This window comes from Bacillus altitudinis (assembly GCF_001191605.1).
In the GTDB taxonomy this organism is placed as follows: Bacteria; Bacillota; Bacilli; order Bacillales; family Bacillaceae; genus Bacillus; species Bacillus altitudinis.
The window spans coordinates 2,807,485-2,826,406 of sequence record NZ_CP009108.1 but is presented as its reverse complement, the minus strand read 5'-3'; the positions used below and the strand labels follow the sequence as shown (position 1 = coordinate 2,826,406).

Here is an 18,922-nt window from a genome sequence, read left to right as displayed (position 1 = left end):
TCCGAATTCCGTGATCACTGTACATATGGACTTTATTTTAGCATGTTCAGACGAGGAAGGTAAGGATAAGCATATGAAAAAAAGCCCCTAATGAAAGGGACTTTAAAAACGGGTGACCTGCACAGGGAATTCTTTGACCCCAAACACAAACGTGCTTTGAATTGGTTTCAGCTGATCTGCCGCACAGGTGATTTCTCGAAACGTACGAAGTAAAATCTCAAGTGCTAGATGAGCCTCAAGCCGGGCGAGAGGGGCACCAAGACAAAAATGGATGCCGAAGCCAAAGCTCAAATGTGGATTTGATTTTCTGTCAAGACGAAACGTATCTGGATCTTCAAATTTTCGTTCATCACGATTCGCAGATGCCACCCAGCTGATGATATAGTCTCCTTTTTCAATGTGAGAACCGGCAATCTGAACATCCTCTGCTGCAACTCGCCCAATCGCTTGAACAGGCGGATAATAGCGCAGCGTTTCCTCCGTCAATTGAGGAATGAGAGACAGGTCTTGCCGCACTGATTCGGCGATATGCTGCTGCTCTGTTAAAAGACGTACGGCATTTGTGATTAAATTCGTTGTTGTTTCATTACCAGCAACGAGTAAGAGTATACAAAAGCCAAGTAGTTCATTTTCTGATAAACGCTCACCGTCAATTTCCGCTTGGATGAGTAGGGAGATTAAATCATCGGCTGGCGTTTCTTTTCGTTTTTGGATCAAATGAGCAAAGTACGCTGACAGCTCTTTTTCTGCTTGTTTTTGCATGTCGACAACGGCTTGAACAGCTTCTTTTGAATCATCTTTGGCTCCTGCAACTAGAGCATCTGAATGTTTTTTGATCAGCTCTCTGTCTTTCATTTCTGCACCAAGAAGCTCGGCGATGATCATGACAGGTAGGGGAGCGGCCAGATCTTGCACAATATCGAAGGTCCGTTGATCCTTTACTTGATGTAATAGATCATGGGTCAAGTCTTTGATCTTTTCTTCTATTTGTTTGATCGCTTTTGGCGTGAAGGCTTTATTGACGAGTGCTCTCATTTTGGTATGTTTTGGAGGGTCCATTGTTAAAATACTCGTTTTAGATGTGCTTCTTCCTCGCTGTGATGAAAACACTTTTGGCTGCTTCAGAACAGACTGAATATCAGCATATCGAAAGAGATCCCAGCACTTTCTCGTTTCATCGTATCGAATATCACCCTGCGATCGTAATTCATTGTAGATAGGGAATGGGAAAAGAAGGTCATCAGTAGATCGGATTTCTTTCATTGGGATGACATTGACGTAATTTTCTTTTACTTTCATTATGAACGCTCCTTTTTCACTTGATTTCCCTTTCACGGTATCACCACGAAAAACGCATTTCAACGGACATGTTTTCTAAAATATGTCAATAGTCTAATCGAAAGATTCAAACACATTCATCCTATAGGAAAATAGAAAGTCATCAAAAATGATAGCGCTTTCTAAAAACTAGAATTGAAGTCACCGAAACCAAAAATAAAATGGTGAATTCAGTCGAACGAAAGGGTACTATGATTCAAATCTGTATAGTTCTTTTGATCTAAATTGATGATTTAAAAAAACACGGCTAACATACATACCGCAAGCTGTTCAGCGCGCATTCGGGACTTTTGAAAAGCGCTGGCTCTTTCTTGACACGATTTCTCATCATGTTACGATAACTAACGTGCGAAAAACACGAACAAAAAGCGAACAAGGGAGAGGATCAATATCATTGATCAAAAGAAAGTTGCTTTCATTGGAGCAGGTTCTATGGCGGAAGGAATGATTGCAGGTATTGTGCGATCAGGTCAGATGCCGCTCAGCCAAATTTACGCAACAAACAAGCAAAATAAGCAGCGATTAAACGAACTAACGAAACGCTACGGAATCCAAACAGCCACAATGGATTCATTTCCTTTTGAAGAGATGGATATGTTGATCCTGGCAATGAAGCCAAAGGATGCTGAAACAGCACTTGAATCATTAAAACCTCATATTCAGAAAGATCAGCTCATCCTGTCTGTACTTGCAGGTGTGAAATCATCGTATATTGAAGACATGCTGCATGAAGGGCAGCCTGTTATGCGAGTAATGCCAAATACGTCAAGTACGATTGGGGCGTCGGCGACCGCTTTATCTGCTGGACGTTATGTGAAAAATGAACATGTAAGCATGAGTCGGGCTCTTTTATCTGAAATGGGAGAAGTGTATACCATTCAGGAAGAGCAAATGGATATTTTCACAGGAATTGCCGGAAGCGGTCCAGCTTATTTTTATTTCTTAATGGAAAGAATCGAAGAGGCTGGAGAAGAAGCTGGCTTATCAAAAGAAATGTCCCGTCAAATCGGTACACAGACACTTCTCGGTGCAGCGAAGATGCTGCAAGAAACAGCTGAAAATCCTTCTGTCCTCAGAGAAAAAATTACGTCACCTAATGGAACAACGGCTGCAGGACTAGATGCATTAGATGATTTTGGCGGAGGAGAAGCCATCAAACAGGCTGTCAAACATGCTGCCAATCGATCAAAAGAAATAAGTGAACAGCAAAAACAAAAAGTAACGATATAAATAGAGCCTCAATACAGGAGTGATAAGGTGTACGCAGATAAAGAGAGAAAACGAATTGTTGTGAAAATCGGAAGCAGCTCTCTTACTAGCTTTCAAGGTGAGATTAGTTTAAAAAAACTAGAAAACCTCGTCAATCAAATTGTAAAACTCAAAGATGAAGGACACGAAGTCATTTTGGTCTCATCTGGTGCGGTTGCAGCTGGTTACCGAAAATTAGGATTTATTGATAGACCGAAAACACTGCCAGAAAAACAGGCGTCTGCCTCAATAGGGCAAGGGCTTTTAATGGAGTCATATTCTACTTTATTTTTATCGCACGGTTATATTGCTTCACAGCTATTAATTACAAGAAGCGATTTTTCAGATGAAACGCGCTATCAAAATGTGCGAAATACAATGAATGTGTTATTAGATCGAGGGATCATCCCGATTATTAATGAAAATGATACAGTGACGATCAATCGGTTGAAGTTTGGAGATAATGATACATTGTCTGCAAAAGTAGCTGGACTGATTGATGCGGATTTCCTCGCTATTTTATCTGATATTGACGGCTTGTATGAAGATAACCCTCATACAAATCCGAATGCGAAGAGAATTCTAGAAGTCACAGAAATCACAGAAGACATCGAAGCAGCCGCTGGAGATGCGGGAAGCAGCGTTGGCACAGGCGGAATGAAATCAAAACTCGACGCCTTTAAAATTTCAATGGCCTCAGGCATCAATGGCTTTTTGGGAAAAGCCGATACGCCTCACATTTTAGACAAAGCCATTAATGGGACAGAGGACGGCACTTATTTTACAGCTGACGAAAATTTAGCGCCGCTGAATTATAAAAAACAGTGGATTGCTTTTCATTCTGGCCCAAAAGGCGAAATCGTTGTTCAAGAGAAAACACAGGAGCTTCTCATGCATCGTGAGAAAAGTCTGGATTCTGACGGCATAGTCAATGTAAAGGGTTCGTTTAAAAAAGGCGATGTTGTCCGTATTTTAGATCAAGATGAAAGAGAAATAGGGCTTGGCATTGTCAATTATGCGTCCGACGAACTCGCACTGAACGGTGACTTGCTACAGGATGAAGTGGTGCATGTCGTAGATCTTGAAGCGTTTGTTTGTCATTTAGATTTATCAATACCAGTTTGCTAATCATAAGGGAGGAATTTCATGACACTGACAGCTGAAGTTGTCACATCGGTCAAAGAAAAAGCGAAAAAAGCAAAGCACGTATCAAAAAAACTAGGTTTACTTCAAACAGAGGAAAAAAATGAGGCGCTGCTGAAAATAGCAGAAACACTCGAACAGCAAAGTGATTTTATTTTACAGGAAAATCAAAAGGATTTAGAGGCAGGAAAAGAAAAGGGCTTCTCTGAAGCATTAATGGATCGATTAATGTTAAATGAAGAGAGAATTCATGAGTTTGCGGAAAGTTTGCGGCTTGTGACGAGATTAACAGATCCTGTTGGAGAAATATTGGATGAATGGACTCTTGAGAACGGCTTACATGTGAAAAGTCGAAGAGTACCGCTCGGCGTGATCGGGATGATCTATGAAGCGAGACCGAATGTCACTGTCGATGCAGCAGGGCTTGCCCTCAAGGCAGGCAACTCAGTGATTTTAAAAGGCGGTTCCTCCGCTATTTCTTCCAACAAAGCCATCGTCCGCGTCATTCATGAGGCATTGGATCAAACAAAGATCCCTCGTGATGCGGTACAGTTTATTGAACAAACAGACCGTTCATCGGTTCAAGCGATGTTTCATCTAAAAGAATGGATCGATGTTTTAATTCCGAGAGGCGGGGCTTCGTTAATCAAAACAGTTGTAGAAGAATCGACCATTCCAGTTCTTGAAACAGGGACAGGGAACTGCCATATCTTTATTGATCAAACAGCGAATGTAGAAAAAGCCATTCAGATTGTCATCAATGCGAAAACAAATCGTCCGGCCGTTTGTAATGCGCTTGAGACTCTGATCGTTCATCGCGATTGGCTGAAAGAAAATGGTGCAGCATTGAATGAAGCACTCCTTCAGCATCATGTCACTGTGCATGGAGATCAAGACGCTCAATCTTTCTTTTCCGAAGCGGTTCCTGCGGAGGAAGTAGATTGGACAGATGAGTATTTAAGTCTTGATCTTGCGGTGAAAGTCGTTGACTCAATTGAGGACGCCATTCACCACATTGATCAGTACGGAACGAAACATTCAGAAGCCATCGTAACAGAGGATGAAAAAAACGCACAAATCTTTCTAAACGAAGTCGATGCAGCCGCTGTTTATCATAACGCATCTACACGTTTTACAGATGGCGGTGCACTAGGATATGGCGCTGAAATTGGCATTTCTACTCAAAAACTGCACGCAAGAGGGCCAATGGGACTTCCTGCACTGACAACGACAAAGCTGCTTCTATCTGGTGATGGTCAGATTAGAAGCTAGAATGAATGTAAAGAACACTACCTTTCTAACTTGAGGTAGTGTTTTTTAGTGACTGATGAAAGAAGAGAGAAAAAAGGGAACGACATGGAAACGATGCTGAAGCACTGACAACTCTTGAAAAAGAAGACAAAGGGCTAAAATAAAGTCCATTTTAGCCCTTTGTCAACAATCTGAAACTCCCCATAAGAGGGAGTTTTTTTATGAACTTGAACGGTCTTTTTTCATGACTTTCTCAAATTTGAAAAATTCAAATGTCTCAGGCGCTAAAGGGTTATTTTCTTGATCGTTCTCATGAGGCAAGCTCGGATCTGGATGGTGCAAGTGATAAAACTCAACAATCTGAAACCCGCATTTGTTCACATAAAAATGAATGTTGCGCTTTTCAAAATAAGGAGTGACAACTTCCCACACCTTCGTTTCTGGATATTGCGCCTCAATGGCTTTCCATGCTGCCTGACCAATGCCTCGGCTGTGAGATGATGAAGAAATGTATAATAGGTCCACCGAATTGCGGTGTGTGAGAGGGTTGATTTTTAAAACAACCCCTCCTGCCTTTTGACCGTTTAGTAAAATATGATAGACAAGGTTCTCAGTCGAATAAAAAGATTCATCAATCGACTCATCAGGAGGAATTGGTCCACCTTCTGCATCGCCAAATGCATCAATGATGCCAGCTGTAAAAGCATCTTGCAGTTCTTTTTTCATCAAAGGGAAGTCCTCTTGTTTTGCAAGTGATAATGTGACTTGATCTTGTGCGATTTTGTTCATGTGTAAATCCTTTCTCCACATACGTGGTGTTTATGCATGTTATCATAAAGGATGGAGTAACTCCATAGTCAAGAAAGGAGCCCTAAAAATGATGAGCGATGTTCAAAAAACATTTTTAACTGGAGAATTTGCGTCATTATTTGAAGTGAAAAAAGATACACTGCTCTATTATGATAAAATCGATTTGTTTAAGCCGGCAGGTGTTCAGGAAAATGGGTACCGTTATTATACATTTGAACAGTTTGATCATTTCATGGCCATTCAATCCCTTCGTGCTGTTCAATTTCCGATCAAACAATTAAAACAATACTTTACTGAGCCTTCTCAGGAGAAATTGCAAAGCCTTGCGGTTGAGCAAGCAGAAAAGGTCGGGGAGGAGATCCAAAAACTACAGGATATTCAATCTTTTCTTTTTCGTGTGATCGAGACAACGAATGAATTATCATCAGTGAAAACAGGGGAGATCTTGTTTCAAGAACTGCCAGAGGAACCGATCGTCCTCAGTACATCAAACCCGATTGATTCAAACACACCTGTAGAAGAAATTTCTCGAATTGTAGGAGAATTTCTGAAAGGAATTGGGATTAAAGGTGCTGCGGCAAATGGTTCTGTTTTAAACAAGGAGCAGTTTTTGCAGCGTCATTATCATCAGTCTGATAGGCTGTTTTGCCGAATGGAAGGGCCGGATGCAGTCAAAAAGCCAGCGGGTCTATATGCAGTCATGTATCAACAAGGAACATATGAAGAGATGGAGACTGCCTATTCACGTTTATTAGATCAAATCGAAGCAGAGGATATGATACTGGATGGAGATGTCTTTGAAGAGTATTTACTTCATTCTCTGATGTCTAAAAATGAAGCGGATTACATGACGAAACTTAGTGTGAAAGTCAAAAAACGGGAAGCTTAAGGCATCACAAAAAGGATAGACAGGCATTTTTACATGCTGTCTATCTTTTTTGATGATGTTTAACCGACTTGGTTTTCGGCAAATTGACTCATATAGAGGTCGGCATAAAAACCTTTTTCTTTCAAAAGCTCACGATGAGTTCCTTTTTCAATAATCGTGCCATCTTTCATGACTAAAATGAGATCGGCATCTTTAATCGTTGAAAGTCGATGTGCAATGACGAAGCTTGTTCTGCCGTTCATTAATTCATTCATCGCTTTTTGAATATGCATCTCTGTCCGTGTATCAACACTGCTTGTTGCTTCATCTAAGATTAATATCTTCGGATCAGATAAGATGGCACGGGCGATGGTTAACAGTTGACGCTGACCTTGCGAGAGGTTGCCGGCATCTTCTGTTAAGAGTGTGTCATATCCATCTGGAAGGGTACGGATGAAATCATCTGCATAGGCATGTTTAGCGGCCTTCAACACATCCTCTTTTGAAACATTCGGTCTGCCATATGCGATGTTGTCATAAATTGTGCCTTCAAAGAGCCATGTATCCTGAAGAACCATCGCAAATAAGTCACGCACTTGCTCTCGGCTGAGGTCGGTTGTTTTTACGCCGCCAATGCGAATGGAGCCTTGATCTAGCTCGTAAAAGCGCATTAACAGATTAATAATCGTTGTTTTTCCAGCGCCTGTTGGCCCAACAATGGCAACCGTTTGTCCTTCTCGGACATGTAAATTCAAATCTTTAATAATGGGTTGATCTTTCTCATAACCGAAGTGCACGTGCTCAAAGGCCACATCTCCGGAAAGGGATTTAAGATCAATCGCTGCATCTTCTTCCGCATGTTCTTCTTCCTCATCCAGAATTTCAAACACCCGTTCAGCTGAAGCGATAGCAGATTGAACTAAGTTTGCAACACTGGAGGCTTGCACAAGCGGCTGCGACATTTGCTGTGTGTATTGGATAAATGCTTGCACATCCCCAACACGAATATTCCCGTTAATGACAAGAATTCCGCCAGCAACACTTACCGCCACATAGCCAAGATTCCCAATAAAGGTCATCATCGGCATCATTAAGCCGGAGATAAATTGTGCTTTTCTTGAAGATTCATATAGTTGTTCGTTTAATTGATCAAATGTATCAATGGCTTTCTTTTCATAGCCATACGCACGAACCGTCTGATGTCCTGTGAACATTTCATTAATATGTCCATTGATCATCCCTAGTTCTTTTTGCTGTGCTTTAAAATGCTTTTGCGAAAATGATGTAATGCCTCGAATCGCAAACAAACTGAGAGGCAGCGTCAAACAAACAAGCAGTGTCAGCAGCGGACTGATGAAAAGCATCATGACGACAATTCCAATGACTGTAATGACAGATGTGATCACTTGCGTGAGTGCCTGCTGTAAAGAAGTATTAATATTATCAATGTCGTTCATCACCCGGCTCAGCGTGTCTCCATGTGTTGTTTTATCAAAATAACGAAGGGGGAGACGTGTGAGCTTGTCATTTGCTTCTTGCCTTAATTCAGCAATAGTCTGCTGCGAGACACCCGCCATTACATATTGCTGCACGAATGAGAAGAGAGATGCTACGACATATAATAGAACAAGCAGCAATAAAATGCGTGAAATGACATCGAATTGAACGCCAGTTCCTTGTGTAAAACTTTCAAATAGGGAAGAGGTGGCATCCCCAAGTAATTTTGGACTGACGACATTAAAAACGGTTGAACCGATCGCTGCAATCAGGACAATGATCAGCTGAAATTTCCTCGGTTTTAAATAGCCCGTTAAACGAAGAAGTGTTTTTTTAAATTCCTTCGGTTTTTGTACTGGACCCCTTGGGTGACCGCCTTTATGTCCCATTCCAGAAGACATTTTTTTACTCATCCTTGCTCCACCTCCTGACCTTCCTGTGATGCGACTATCTCTTGATAGACAAGGTTATCTTTCAGTAACTGTTCATGTGTACCGATACCTGCTATTTTTCCATCATCTAACACAATGATTTTATCGCTATGCTTCACTGTGCTGATTCTTTGAGCCACAATAATCAAAGCAGCATGCTCTTTTTCAGCTTCTAGCGCTGACCGAAGTTTTGCATCCGTTTTGTAATCAAGGGCAGAGAAGCTATCGTCAAACAGGTAGAATGCAGGTTTTCTTACGAGTGCTCTTGCGATCGAAAGACGCTGCTTTTGACCGCCAGAGAGATTCGAACCCCCTTGGTCTATCTCTGCGTGAATTCCGCCATCTTTTTGCAAAACAAATTCTTCGGCCTGTGCTGTCCGCAGTGCCTGCCAAATCTCGTCATCTGTTGCATCGCGTTTGCCAAAGCGCACATTATCAGCAATGGTTCCGCTAAATAAAATGGCTTTTTGAGAAACATAACCCATCTGACTTCTCAGTTTCTCTTGAGGCAATTCTCTAATATCGACACCATCTAATGTAATTTTTCCTTCTGTGGCTTCATAAAAACGTGTCATCAGCTGAAGAAGGGTCGTTTTCCCGGAACCTGTACTGCCGATGATCGCCGTCGTTTCACCCTTTTTGGCTTCAAACGTCATGTCTTGAACGGCTGGTTTTTCAGCATTTGAATAATAAAATGACACATCCTCAAAGCGAATGGACTGGGCTGGCTGATCAAGTTTAGTGACAGCTTCTTTTTTGTCTTTAATTTTTGGTTCTAGATTTAACACTTCATTCATCCGTTTAGCTGATGCCTGAGCTCTAGGCACCATAATAAAACTCATAGAAAGCATAATGAGTGCCATTAAAATCATCATCGCATATTGAATGAAGGCGATCAGATTCCCGACTTCCATCTGTCCGGCATCAATCCGATTAGCGCCAATCCAGACAATGCCGATATTCGTGAAGTTCATGATAATGAGCATAAAAGGGAACAAGTACGCCATTAATCGATTGACCTTAAGACCAGTATCCTTATACGATGTATTGGCTTCTTGAAAACGTTCCTTTTCGTCATCTACTCGGTTAAACGCACGAATGACCCGAATGCCTGAAAGCGACTCTCTCATAATCAAGTTCAGCCGGTCCGTTTTTTTCTGAAGCTGGCCAAAGAGGGGGATCGCTTTTCTTGATACCAAATAAATGAACCCACCAAGAAGGGGAAGAGCTGCTAAAAAGATGAGAGATAACACAGCATCTCTAGATACAGCCAAAATAATTCCACCAACGAGCATTAGAGGCGCCCGTGTCATCATTTGTAAGATCATGATCGTGACATCTTGAACTTGTTTCACATCATTTGTTGATCTTGTAATAAAGGAAGATGTCCCGATTTTTTGAAATTCTTCTAATGAGAATTGTTCGACATGCACAAACAGCTGTCTTCTCATATCACGCCCGAAGCCTAGAGCTGTCTTAGATGACAAGTAGGACTTCCAAATCGTGAGCAAGATGGCAAGTAAAGAACAAGCCACCATCCAGCCCCCAACCTTCCATATATAAGCGACATCTCCTTGGACGATCCCGACATCAACGATATCTGCTGTAAGCGTCGGTAAATACAGCTGGAGCATACTGCTTAAAAAGGTGAGAACCACAATGGACACAACGGATAGCCGATAGGGCTTTAAAAACGATAAAATTGATTTCATACGATTACCTTTCTTCCATATAGTCTGTTGTTCTGTAACTCATCATATACAAAGAGGGATTATTTCTACAAATGAAATGTCTTGTTTTAGTGAATTATTTATATTGTTCAATTTTTGAAAAGAAGTCTTTTACAAACATATAAAAATCATGGGCAGAAGGAGACATCTCTCTTGATTTAGACGCAATAATTCCGACCGTTCTTCTCACTTGAGGGAAATCAATGGGAATTTTCACTGTAAATCGCGGTGTTGTTTCATAAAAAGCACTTTCGGGTAATAAGGTAACGCCCATACCCGCTGACACAAGACCTTTAATGGCATCCAAATCTTCTCCTTCAGATGAGATAGTAGGCTCATAGCCAGCCTGCTTACAGGCATCAACCGCAATTTGTCTCAGCACATACCCTTCAGGAAATAAAACGAAATGGTCTTTTCTCAAATCACTTAAATGAATACTTCTTTGCCCGCTAAAGGGGTGACTAATAGGCAAAAGGGCATAAATGCTTTCGGAAAACAAGATATTTCCTTCTATTTGAGGATCGTTTGTCGGGACGGGTCCTAAAAAGGCAAGATCAATGTCTCGATTTTTGACAGCTTCAATCAGAAACTTATAGGAACCTTGACGAAGTAAAAAATCGACCTCTGGATATTCCAGCTTAAATGCGGAAATGACAGAAGGGAGCACTTGGCTTGCTAGACTTGTAGGAAATCCAATGTTCACTGTCCCTTTGTGGGGGTCTAAGTATTCATCAATTTGTTCTTTGGCGTAATCTATCGCTTTTAGGGCAGTTCTCACATGGTCCAAAAATTGTCTGCCGATTTTCGTTAATTTGATATTTCGTCCTTCTCGTTCGAATAAAGCCACTCCAAGTTCTTCTTCTAAATTGGCAATCTGCCGGCTGATGGCAGATTGGGCAACGTGTAAGTTTTCAGCCGCTTCTGACACGTGTTCACGGTCAGCAACTTCTACAAAATAACGTAATTGACGAAGCTCCATTTTTGCACTTCACACCCATCTATCTCAAAAAGAGATTGTTTTGATCTAAATTATATATTGTTTATATTAATTTGAAAACTTAAAATAAGTTACAGAGTTTGTGAGATTTTATTACTGTGAAAAAACGGATCTTTTAAACGGGGGAGAGAAACGATGACTTATAATCAACTACCACAACCACAAGGTCTCTACCGTCCTGAATTTGAACATGATGCATGTGGAATCGGACTGTACGCCCATTTAAAAGGGGAGGCGACACATAGCATCGTCAAAAAGGGATTGCAAATGCTGTGCCAGCTTGATCACCGCGGCGGGCAAGGCAGTGATCCGTATACAGGTGATGGTGCCGGATTAATGGTACAACTGCCAGACGCTTTTTTTAGAAAGAACTGCCAAGACTTTGCACTTCCTGAAAAGGGCCGTTACGGGGTAGGAATGGTGTTCTTTTCAAAAGATGATGATGCCAAAACGCGTCAAGCGATCGAACAAAAGATCAACGGCTTCATTAAACAAGAAGGGCAAACATTAATTGGCTGGAGAACGGTCCCTGTTGATGCTGGGAAAATTGGAACGGTTGCAGCGAAGAGCTGTCCGGTTGTCCGGCAAGTGTTCATCGGAGCAAACGACAACGTAACAGACCGTTTGTCATTTGAACGAAAATTATACGTCATCCGCAAGCAGGCTGAAAACTGGGGAACAGCAGAGGAAAAACAATTTTACTTTGTCAGTCTGTCTAGTCAAACCATTGTATATAAGGGGCTTTTAACATCAGATCAAGTTGATGCTTTTTATCTTGATCTACAGGATGAAACATTTGTTTCTGCATTTTCACTCGTTCATTCAAGATTTAGTACAAATACATTCCCGACATGGGAACGAGCGCATCCAAACCGTTACTTAATTCATAACGGAGAAATCAACACATTAAGAGGAAACATCAATTGGATGAGAGCAAGAGAACAACAATTCGTGTCTGAAGCCTTCGGAGAAGATCTAGACAAGATTTTGCCAGTGCTGAATGCAGACGGAAGTGATTCATCCATTTTAGACAATGCCTTTGAATTTTTCGTGCTTGCAGGGCGGACTCCTGCTCATACAGCGATGATGCTGATTCCTGAGCCGTGGACGGAGAATACGCACATGTCAAAAGAGAAACGGGCATTTTATGAATACCATAGTTCGTTAATGGAGCCGTGGGATGGCCCGACAGCGATTTCGTTTACGGATGGTAAACAAATCGGCGCCATCTTAGACCGGAACGGATTAAGACCCGCGAGATACTATGTGACAAATGACGATCATATCATTTTCTCATCTGAGGTCGGCGTCATCGACACAAATGAAGAAGATGTGAAGTATAAAGACCGTCTTGAACCAGGTAAAATGCTGTTAATCGATTTAGAAGAAGGACGCATTATTTCTGATGAAGAAGTGAAATCTTCGATTGCGAATGAACTTCCTTATCAAAAATGGCTCGATGAAGAAATGGTTCACGTCAATCGCTCGGAAGAAAATTCAGAAAATTCTAGTATAATGAGTGATTTGTTAACGCGTCAGCGTGCTTTCCATTATACGTACGAAGACATTCAAAAGTATTTAATTCCTTTACTAGAAGAAGGCAAGGACCCAATAGGCTCGATGGGAAGTGATACACCGCTTGCTGTGTTATCAGATCGTGCGCAGTCGCTGTTTTCTTATTTCAAACAGCTGTTTGCTCAAGTCACGAATCCGCCGATTGATGCCATTCGTGAACAGCTTGTCACATCGACCATGACTTGGTTAGGTGCTGAGGGAGATATTTTACATCCAAATGAATATTCATGCCGAAGAATTAAACTTTATACACCCGTTTTAACAAGCGGGCAGTTTAACGGCTTGAAAACGATTGTTCATAATGCCTTTAAAAGCAAAACGATTCATACACTTTTCACTGATGACCTAAAACGTGGTCTTGATGCGATGTTTGAAGAGGCAGAAAAAGCCATTCGTGAAGGGGTATCTTTACTAATTCTTTCCGATCGTGACATGACGGAAGAAAAAGTGCCGATTCCACCACTTCTTGCATTGAGTGCACTTCATCAGCATCTTGTGCGTCAAGGCTTACGAACAAAGGTGAGCTTAATCGTCGAATCTGGAGAAGTAAGAGAGGTTCATCATTTTGCCGCACTGATTGGCTACGGTGCAGATGCGATCCATCCGTACCTCGTTTACGAAACATACAAACAGCTTATTGCTGAAGAAGCGATTGCGATTAGCTTTGATGAGGCTGTCACAAAGTTTGGGAAAAGTGTGACTGAGGGCGTAGTTAAAGTAATGTCTAAAGTGGGAATTTCCACTGTCCAAAGCTATCGAGGCGCACAAATTTTTGAAGCAGTCGGCATTAGTGAAGACGTCATCCAGGCGTATTTCACAGGAACAGCTTCACAGCTAGGTGGAATTGATCTTGACACCATTGCAAGTGAAGCAAAGCTTCGTCATGAGGCTGGGTATCAGGCATCAACTGATCAAACGCTAGAATCAGGCAGTGAATTCCAGTGGAGAAAAAATGGAGAGCATCATGCTTTTAACCCAAAAACCATTCATACCCTTCAGTGGGCATGCCGCAACGAAGATTATGATTTATTTAAGCAATATACGAAGGCAGCGGATGAAGAACGAATTGGTTTCCTTAGAAATCTATTTGCTTTTCGTTCAAAACAAAAGCCAGTTCGTCTGGAAGAAGTTGAATCTGCTGAATCCATTGTACGCCGCTTTAAGACAGGTGCGATGTCATTTGGTTCATTAAGTAAAGAAGCGCATGAAGCACTAGCGATTGCGATGAACCGAATTGGCGGCAAAAGCAACAGCGGAGAAGGCGGGGAAGACCCTGCACGCTTCACAGTAGATGAGCACGGGGATGATCGCAGAAGTGCGATTAAACAGATTGCTTCTGGCCGCTTTGGCGTGAAAAGTCATTATTTAGTCAATGCAGATGAACTGCAAATTAAAATGGCGCAAGGTGCAAAGCCGGGAGAAGGCGGACAGCTGCCAGGAAATAAAGTATATCCTTGGGTCGCAGACGTACGTGGTTCTACGCCAGGTGTTGGCCTAATCTCACCACCTCCTCACCATGATATTTATTCAATCGAGGATTTGGCTCAATTGATCCATGATTTGAAAAACGCAAACCGTGATGCACGCATCAGTGTCAAGCTAGTTTCTAAAGCTGGCGTTGGAACGATTGCAGCAGGTGTTGCAAAAGGGACAGCTGATGTCATCGTAATTAGTGGATATGATGGCGGTACTGGGGCTTCTCCGAAAACAAGTATTAAACATACAGGACTTCCTTGGGAGCTTGGATTGGCAGAAGCGCATCAAACCCTTGTCTTAAACGGCCTTCGAGAGCGAGTTGTTCTTGAGACGGATGGCAAATTAATGACAGGACGCGACGTTGTCATGGCAGCGATTTTAGGAGCAGAAGAATACGGCTTTGCGACAGCTCCACTTGTCGTATTAGGATGCGTCATGATGAGAGCATGTCATTTAGATACTTGCCCAGTCGGTGTCGCTACTCAAAACCCGGAACTTCGCAAAAAATTCATGGGTGACCCTGATCACATTGTCAACTTCATGATGTTTATTGCAGAGGAAGTAAGAGAAATTTTAGCTGAACTTGGCTTTACATCAATGGATGAATTGATTGGGCGTACAGATGTTTTATCAGTAAGTGAAAGAGCAAAAGCACACTGGAAAGCAGGACAGCTGAACCTTGAAACCCTGCTTTATCAGCCAGAGGGAGCACGCACATTCAGAACGCCACAAAATCATAAAATTGATGAATCACTGGATATGAATGAGATTCTCCCTTACGTACAGGAAGCGCTCGATCATCAAACACCAGTTGATCTGTCACTAAACATTCGCAACATTCACCGTGTAGCTGGAACGATTACGGGCAGTGAAGTGTCTAAGCGCTACGGAGAAGAAGGTCTGCCAGAGGATACGATCACACTTCGGTTCACTGGTTCAGCTGGACAAAGCTTCGGCGCATTTGTTCCAAAGGGGATGTCCTTATATTTAACAGGTGACTCAAATGACTATATCGGCAAAGGACTCTCTGGGGGCAAAATTGCTGTCAAAACATCTGATCACTTTGTACAAAATGGACATGAGAACGTGATTGTCGGTAACGTTGCATTTTACGGCGCGACAAGCGGAAAAGCTTATATTAACGGCCGTGCAGGTGAACGATTTGCCGTTCGTAATTCAGGTGTCAATGTGGTCGTTGAAGGAATCGGTGATCACGGCTGTGAATACATGACTGGCGGACGTGTTGTCATTTTAGGTGACGTCGGGAAAAACTTTGGCGCAGGGATGTCTGGCGGTATCGCTTACGTGCATACATCTGATGCAAAACAGTTCAAAAGAATGTGCAACATGGAAATGATCATGTTTGAAAAACTCACAGATCACGAAGAAGAACAAGAAGTGAAGCAAATGATTCAGGAACATCTTGATTATACAAACAGCTCAAAAGCAGCTGCGCTTCTAGAGAACTGGGCAAAAGAAAAGAATCAATTCATTAAGATCATTCCGAGAAATTACAAAATGATGCTTCAAAGTATTGAGGAACAAAAACAAGCAGGCCTCAGCCACGAGGAAGCTGTTATGTTCGCATTTGAAGCAAACACAAAACCGAAAAATAAAGAAACGGCAAACGGGCAAAAAGCAGCCCTCGCTCATTAAGAAAGGGGAGAGGACAATGGGCAAAGCAACAGGTTTTATGGATTATAAAAGAGAAAAGCCAAATGAACGTGACCCTCTCACTCGTCAAAATGACTGGAAAGAATATTCAGCTCCTTATACAGATGAGGTATTGAAACAGCAGGGTGCTAGATGTATGGATTGCGGAACACCGTTTTGTCAAATTGGGATGGAGATCAGGGGCGGCGTTTCTGGCTGCCCGATCTACAATTTAATTCCAGAATGGAATGACCTTGTCTACCGGGGCAGATGGAAAGAAGCGCTTGAAAGACTACAAAAAACGAACAATTTCCCTGAATTTACTGGAAGAGTATGTCCAGCACCTTGTGAAGGCTCATGTACCGTCGCGATCAATGATCCAGCAGTATCGATTAAAAATATCGAACGGACGATCATTGATAAAGGTTTTGAAAATGGCTGGATTACACCAAGAATTCCTTCAAGTCGTACAGGGAAAAAGATCGCCATTGTCGGATCAGGACCAGCAGGACTGGCAAGTGCAGACCAACTAAACCAAGCCGGACACGCTGTAACCGTGTTTGAACGATCTGATCGTCTAGGCGGACTGCTCACTTATGGTATTCCGAATATGAAGCTCGACAAAGAAGTCGTTGAGCGTAGAGTTAAACTGCTAAGACAAGAAGGCATTGACTTTGTGACCAATACAGAAATTGGTGTGGATATCACGGCTGATGAACTGAAAGAGCAATTTGATGCGGTCATCCTTTGTACAGGTGCACAAAAGCAGCGTGACCTGTTAATTGAAGGCAGGGAAGCAAAAGGGATTCACCTGGCAATGGATTATTTAACACTCGCAACAAAAAGCATGCTTGATTCAGGATTCAAAGATAAAAACTTTATTGACGCAAAAGGGAAAGACGTCATTGTGATTGGCGGAGGAGATACAGGCGCTGACTGCGTCGCAACTGCACTTCGCCAAAAAGCAAAAAGTGTTGTTCAATTCGGAAAGCATCCAAAGCTTCCAGATACACGTGTAGGGGATAACATGTGGCCAGAACAGCCTTATGTCTTCTCTCTAGATTATGCTTACGAAGAAGCACAAGCAAAATTTGGAGAAGATCCGCGGCAATATTCGATTCAAACCACAAAGATTGTGGCTGATAAAAATGGGAAGTTAAAAGAGCTTCATACCATTCAAATGGAAAAGGTGAAAAACGAGCAAGGGAAGTTTGAATTTCATGAGATTCCAGGAACAGAGAAGGTATGGCCAGCTCAGCTAGTCTTTATTGCGATTGGTTTTGAGGGAACTGAACAGCCGCTAGTGAAACACTTTGGCGTGGACAGCAAAAACAATCGGATTGACGCAAAATATGGGGAATATACGACGAATGTAGAAGGCGTATTTGCAGCGGGAGATGCAAGACGCGGTCAAAGCTTGATTGTCTGGGCAATTAACGAAGGCAGACAAGTGGCGCATGAGGTAGACCGTTATTTAATGGGGAGTTCGGTTCTGCCAAAATAGGTCAAACAAAGGGTGTTTACCATATATAGAGAAAAGCCATGACCAAAGAGTGGTCATGGCTTTTTATGATTCAGACATGGTTGGCTGGATAATGACTTTTTTACGTTTGAACTGGGAGACAACCAAACAGAGGAAGACAGCAAGAACAAAAAGAGAAATGGTCAAAAAGCCAAATGTATAGGAGCCCGTCATTTCTTTTAAACTGCCAAGAACGTTTGGTAAAAAGAATCCCCCAATGCCTCCTGCAGCCCCTACAATTCCAGTCACAATCCCAATTTCCTTATGAAACACTTGCGGCACAAGCTGGAACACCGCCCCATTCCCCATACCAAGACACATCATTCCGACAAATAAAAGCGCAATGACCACTGGTAAAGCAGGTAGACTACTCACTGCCCCTAAACAGATACCAATCAAAGCAAATAAACCGAGCAGTACTTTCATCCCGCCAATTTTATCGGCAATCAAACCGCCAACTGGCCGAAAGAAGCTGCCTGCCGCCACGCAAAGCGTCACAAAATCACCGGCATGAATTTTTGAAATCGCATATTGGTCCACAAAGAAAATACTCAAGAAACTTGAAAGGCCGACAAAACCACCGAATGTAATCGCATAAAGCAGGCAGAAAAACCACGTTGTTTTCACTTGAAAGACTGAAAAATAGGACCGAAGCGGCTGAGGGGCGGGCTGGTTTGGTGCATCTTTTGCTGTGAAAATAAAAAACAAAAAGACGAAACTTAAAGGAATAAGAGCGAGCCCCATCACTGTATGCCAGCCATACATCTCCGCAAGCCTTGGTCCAAAGAGTGTCGAGATCAGTGTTCCGCTGTTTCCGGCGCCGGCAATTCCCATCGCTACCCCTTGTAAATGAGGAGGGTACCAGCGGCTTGCCATCGGTAAAGCGACCGCAAAACTCGCACCTGCAACCCCTAATAAAATCCCGATCAGTACTAGCTCTGAAAGGGTTGTACCACCGAAAAACCCCCATATAAGCGGAATGGTGGTCAAAATCATGCCCATCATCGCTGTTTTTTTAGGTCCCATTCGGTCTGTTAATAGGCCTAGCACAATTCGAAAAAAAGATCCGGATAAAATCGGAATGGCTACAATCATGCCTTTTTCTATTGTCGATAAGGCAAAATCTTGTGCAATAAAAGCACCGAGTGCCCCCAGCAAAACCCAAATCATGAAACTCACGTCAAAATATAAAAATGAACCAAACAATGTCTTAGGATGACCACTAGAAGTCAATTCTGAGAGTTTCACAAAACCACTCCTTTATTTTGAATTTTCTGACTTAAAGATAGCGAGTTGATAGAAGGAATGGAAGTATTGTGTTAGAAAAAATGACATGGATAAACACTTTTTTACAAATGTGTGCCATAATCTAGGCAAACATTG

The 18,922-nt window shown here is 42.2% G+C and carries 12 protein-coding genes; 6 read left to right on the top strand and 6 right to left on the bottom strand.

Annotation, left to right across the window (positions count from 1 at the left end):
• Window positions 1–102: 102 nt before the first annotated feature.
• Window positions 103–1,299: a cytochrome P450 gene (locus ID12_RS14110; RefSeq protein ID WP_017367421.1), complete on the bottom strand. Its 1,197-nt coding sequence runs from the start codon at window positions 1,297–1,299 to the stop codon at window positions 103–105.
• 471 nt (window positions 1,300–1,770) lie between these two features.
• Between ID12_RS14110 and proC the strand changes: the two genes are divergently transcribed.
• Genes proC through ID12_RS14095 form a run of 3 tightly spaced genes read left to right on the top strand, consistent with a single transcriptional unit; the run spans window position 1,771 to window position 5,001 of the window.
• Complete coding sequence (gene proC / locus ID12_RS14105) at window positions 1,771–2,568, top strand: pyrroline-5-carboxylate reductase (RefSeq protein WP_008346567.1); 798 nt, start codon at window positions 1,771–1,773, stop codon at window positions 2,566–2,568.
• A gap of 27 nt (window positions 2,569–2,595) precedes the next feature.
• On the top strand, window positions 2,596–3,714 hold the full coding sequence (proB, locus tag ID12_RS14100) for a glutamate 5-kinase (RefSeq protein WP_025207481.1): 1,119 nt from the start codon (window positions 2,596–2,598) through the stop codon (window positions 3,712–3,714).
• Between the two features lie 18 nt (window positions 3,715–3,732).
• Entirely contained in the window at window positions 3,733–5,001 is a 1,269-nt protein-coding gene (locus ID12_RS14095; RefSeq protein WP_025207480.1) for a glutamate-5-semialdehyde dehydrogenase, read from the top strand.
• 198 nt (window positions 5,002–5,199) lie between these two features.
• On the opposite strand, the gene ID12_RS14090 is transcribed toward ID12_RS14095, so the two are convergent.
• Window positions 5,200–5,769 (bottom strand): GNAT family N-acetyltransferase, encoded by a 570-nt coding sequence (locus ID12_RS14090; protein WP_025207479.1) that lies wholly within the window; start codon window positions 5,767–5,769, stop codon window positions 5,200–5,202.
• Between the two features lie 88 nt (window positions 5,770–5,857).
• Between ID12_RS14090 and ID12_RS14085 the strand changes: the two genes are divergently transcribed.
• On the top strand, window positions 5,858–6,679 hold the full coding sequence (locus ID12_RS14085; protein WP_025207478.1) for a MerR family transcriptional regulator: 822 nt from the start codon (window positions 5,858–5,860) through the stop codon (window positions 6,677–6,679).
• A 59-nt stretch (window positions 6,680–6,738) separates the two neighbouring features.
• Here ID12_RS14085 and ID12_RS14080 read toward each other — a convergent pair whose 3' ends face one another.
• From ID12_RS14080 to ID12_RS14070, 3 genes are all read right to left on the bottom strand, one after another.
• Window positions 6,739–8,568: an ABC transporter ATP-binding protein gene (locus tag ID12_RS14080; protein ID WP_025207477.1), complete on the bottom strand. Its 1,830-nt coding sequence runs from the start codon at window positions 8,566–8,568 to the stop codon at window positions 6,739–6,741.
• Entirely contained in the window at window positions 8,565–10,298 is a 1,734-nt protein-coding gene (locus ID12_RS14075; protein WP_025207476.1) for an ABC transporter ATP-binding protein, read from the bottom strand. Before ID12_RS14075 ends, ID12_RS14080 begins: the two co-directional genes overlap by 4 nt.
• 94 nt (window positions 10,299–10,392) lie before the next feature.
• Complete coding sequence (locus ID12_RS14070; protein ID WP_024718330.1) at window positions 10,393–11,295, bottom strand: glutamate biosynthesis transcriptional regulator GltC; 903 nt, start codon at window positions 11,293–11,295, stop codon at window positions 10,393–10,395.
• 153 nt (window positions 11,296–11,448) lie between these two features.
• Between ID12_RS14070 and gltB the strand changes: the two genes are divergently transcribed.
• Window positions 11,449–16,020: a glutamate synthase large subunit gene (gene gltB, locus ID12_RS14065; protein ID WP_025207475.1), complete on the top strand. Its 4,572-nt coding sequence runs from the start codon at window positions 11,449–11,451 to the stop codon at window positions 16,018–16,020.
• Between the two features lie 16 nt (window positions 16,021–16,036).
• Entirely contained in the window at window positions 16,037–17,521 is a 1,485-nt protein-coding gene (gene gltD, locus ID12_RS14060; protein WP_024718332.1) for a glutamate synthase small subunit, read from the top strand.
• A gap of 63 nt (window positions 17,522–17,584) precedes the next feature.
• Here gltD and ID12_RS14055 read toward each other — a convergent pair whose 3' ends face one another.
• Window positions 17,585–18,787, bottom strand: a complete 1,203-nt coding sequence (locus ID12_RS14055; RefSeq protein ID WP_008346586.1) for a nitrate/nitrite transporter — start codon at window positions 18,785–18,787, stop codon at window positions 17,585–17,587.
• Between the last annotated feature and the right edge of the window lie 135 nt (window positions 18,788–18,922).

Coding starts and splice junctions, on each gene's coding strand:
- ID12_RS14110 (WP_017367421.1), bottom strand. CDS start 1,299: ATGAAAGTAAAAGAAAATTACGTCAATGTCATCCCAATGAAAGAAATC.
- proC (WP_008346567.1), top strand. CDS start 1,771: ATGGCGGAAGGAATGATTGCAGGTATTGTGCGATCAGGTCAGATGCCG.
- ID12_RS14095 (WP_025207480.1), top strand. CDS start 3,733: ATGACACTGACAGCTGAAGTTGTCACATCGGTCAAAGAAAAAGCGAAA.
- ID12_RS14090 (WP_025207479.1), bottom strand. CDS start 5,769: ATGAACAAAATCGCACAAGATCAAGTCACATTATCACTTGCAAAACAA.
- ID12_RS14085 (WP_025207478.1), top strand. CDS start 5,858: ATGATGAGCGATGTTCAAAAAACATTTTTAACTGGAGAATTTGCGTCA.
- ID12_RS14080 (WP_025207477.1), bottom strand. CDS start 8,568: ATGAGTAAAAAAATGTCTTCTGGAATGGGACATAAAGGCGGTCACCCA.
- ID12_RS14075 (WP_025207476.1), bottom strand. CDS start 10,298: ATGAAATCAATTTTATCGTTTTTAAAGCCCTATCGGCTATCCGTTGTG.
- ID12_RS14070 (WP_024718330.1), bottom strand. CDS start 11,295: ATGGAGCTTCGTCAATTACGTTATTTTGTAGAAGTTGCTGACCGTGAA.
- gltB (WP_025207475.1), top strand. CDS start 11,449: ATGACTTATAATCAACTACCACAACCACAAGGTCTCTACCGTCCTGAA.
- gltD (WP_024718332.1), top strand. CDS start 16,037: ATGGGCAAAGCAACAGGTTTTATGGATTATAAAAGAGAAAAGCCAAAT.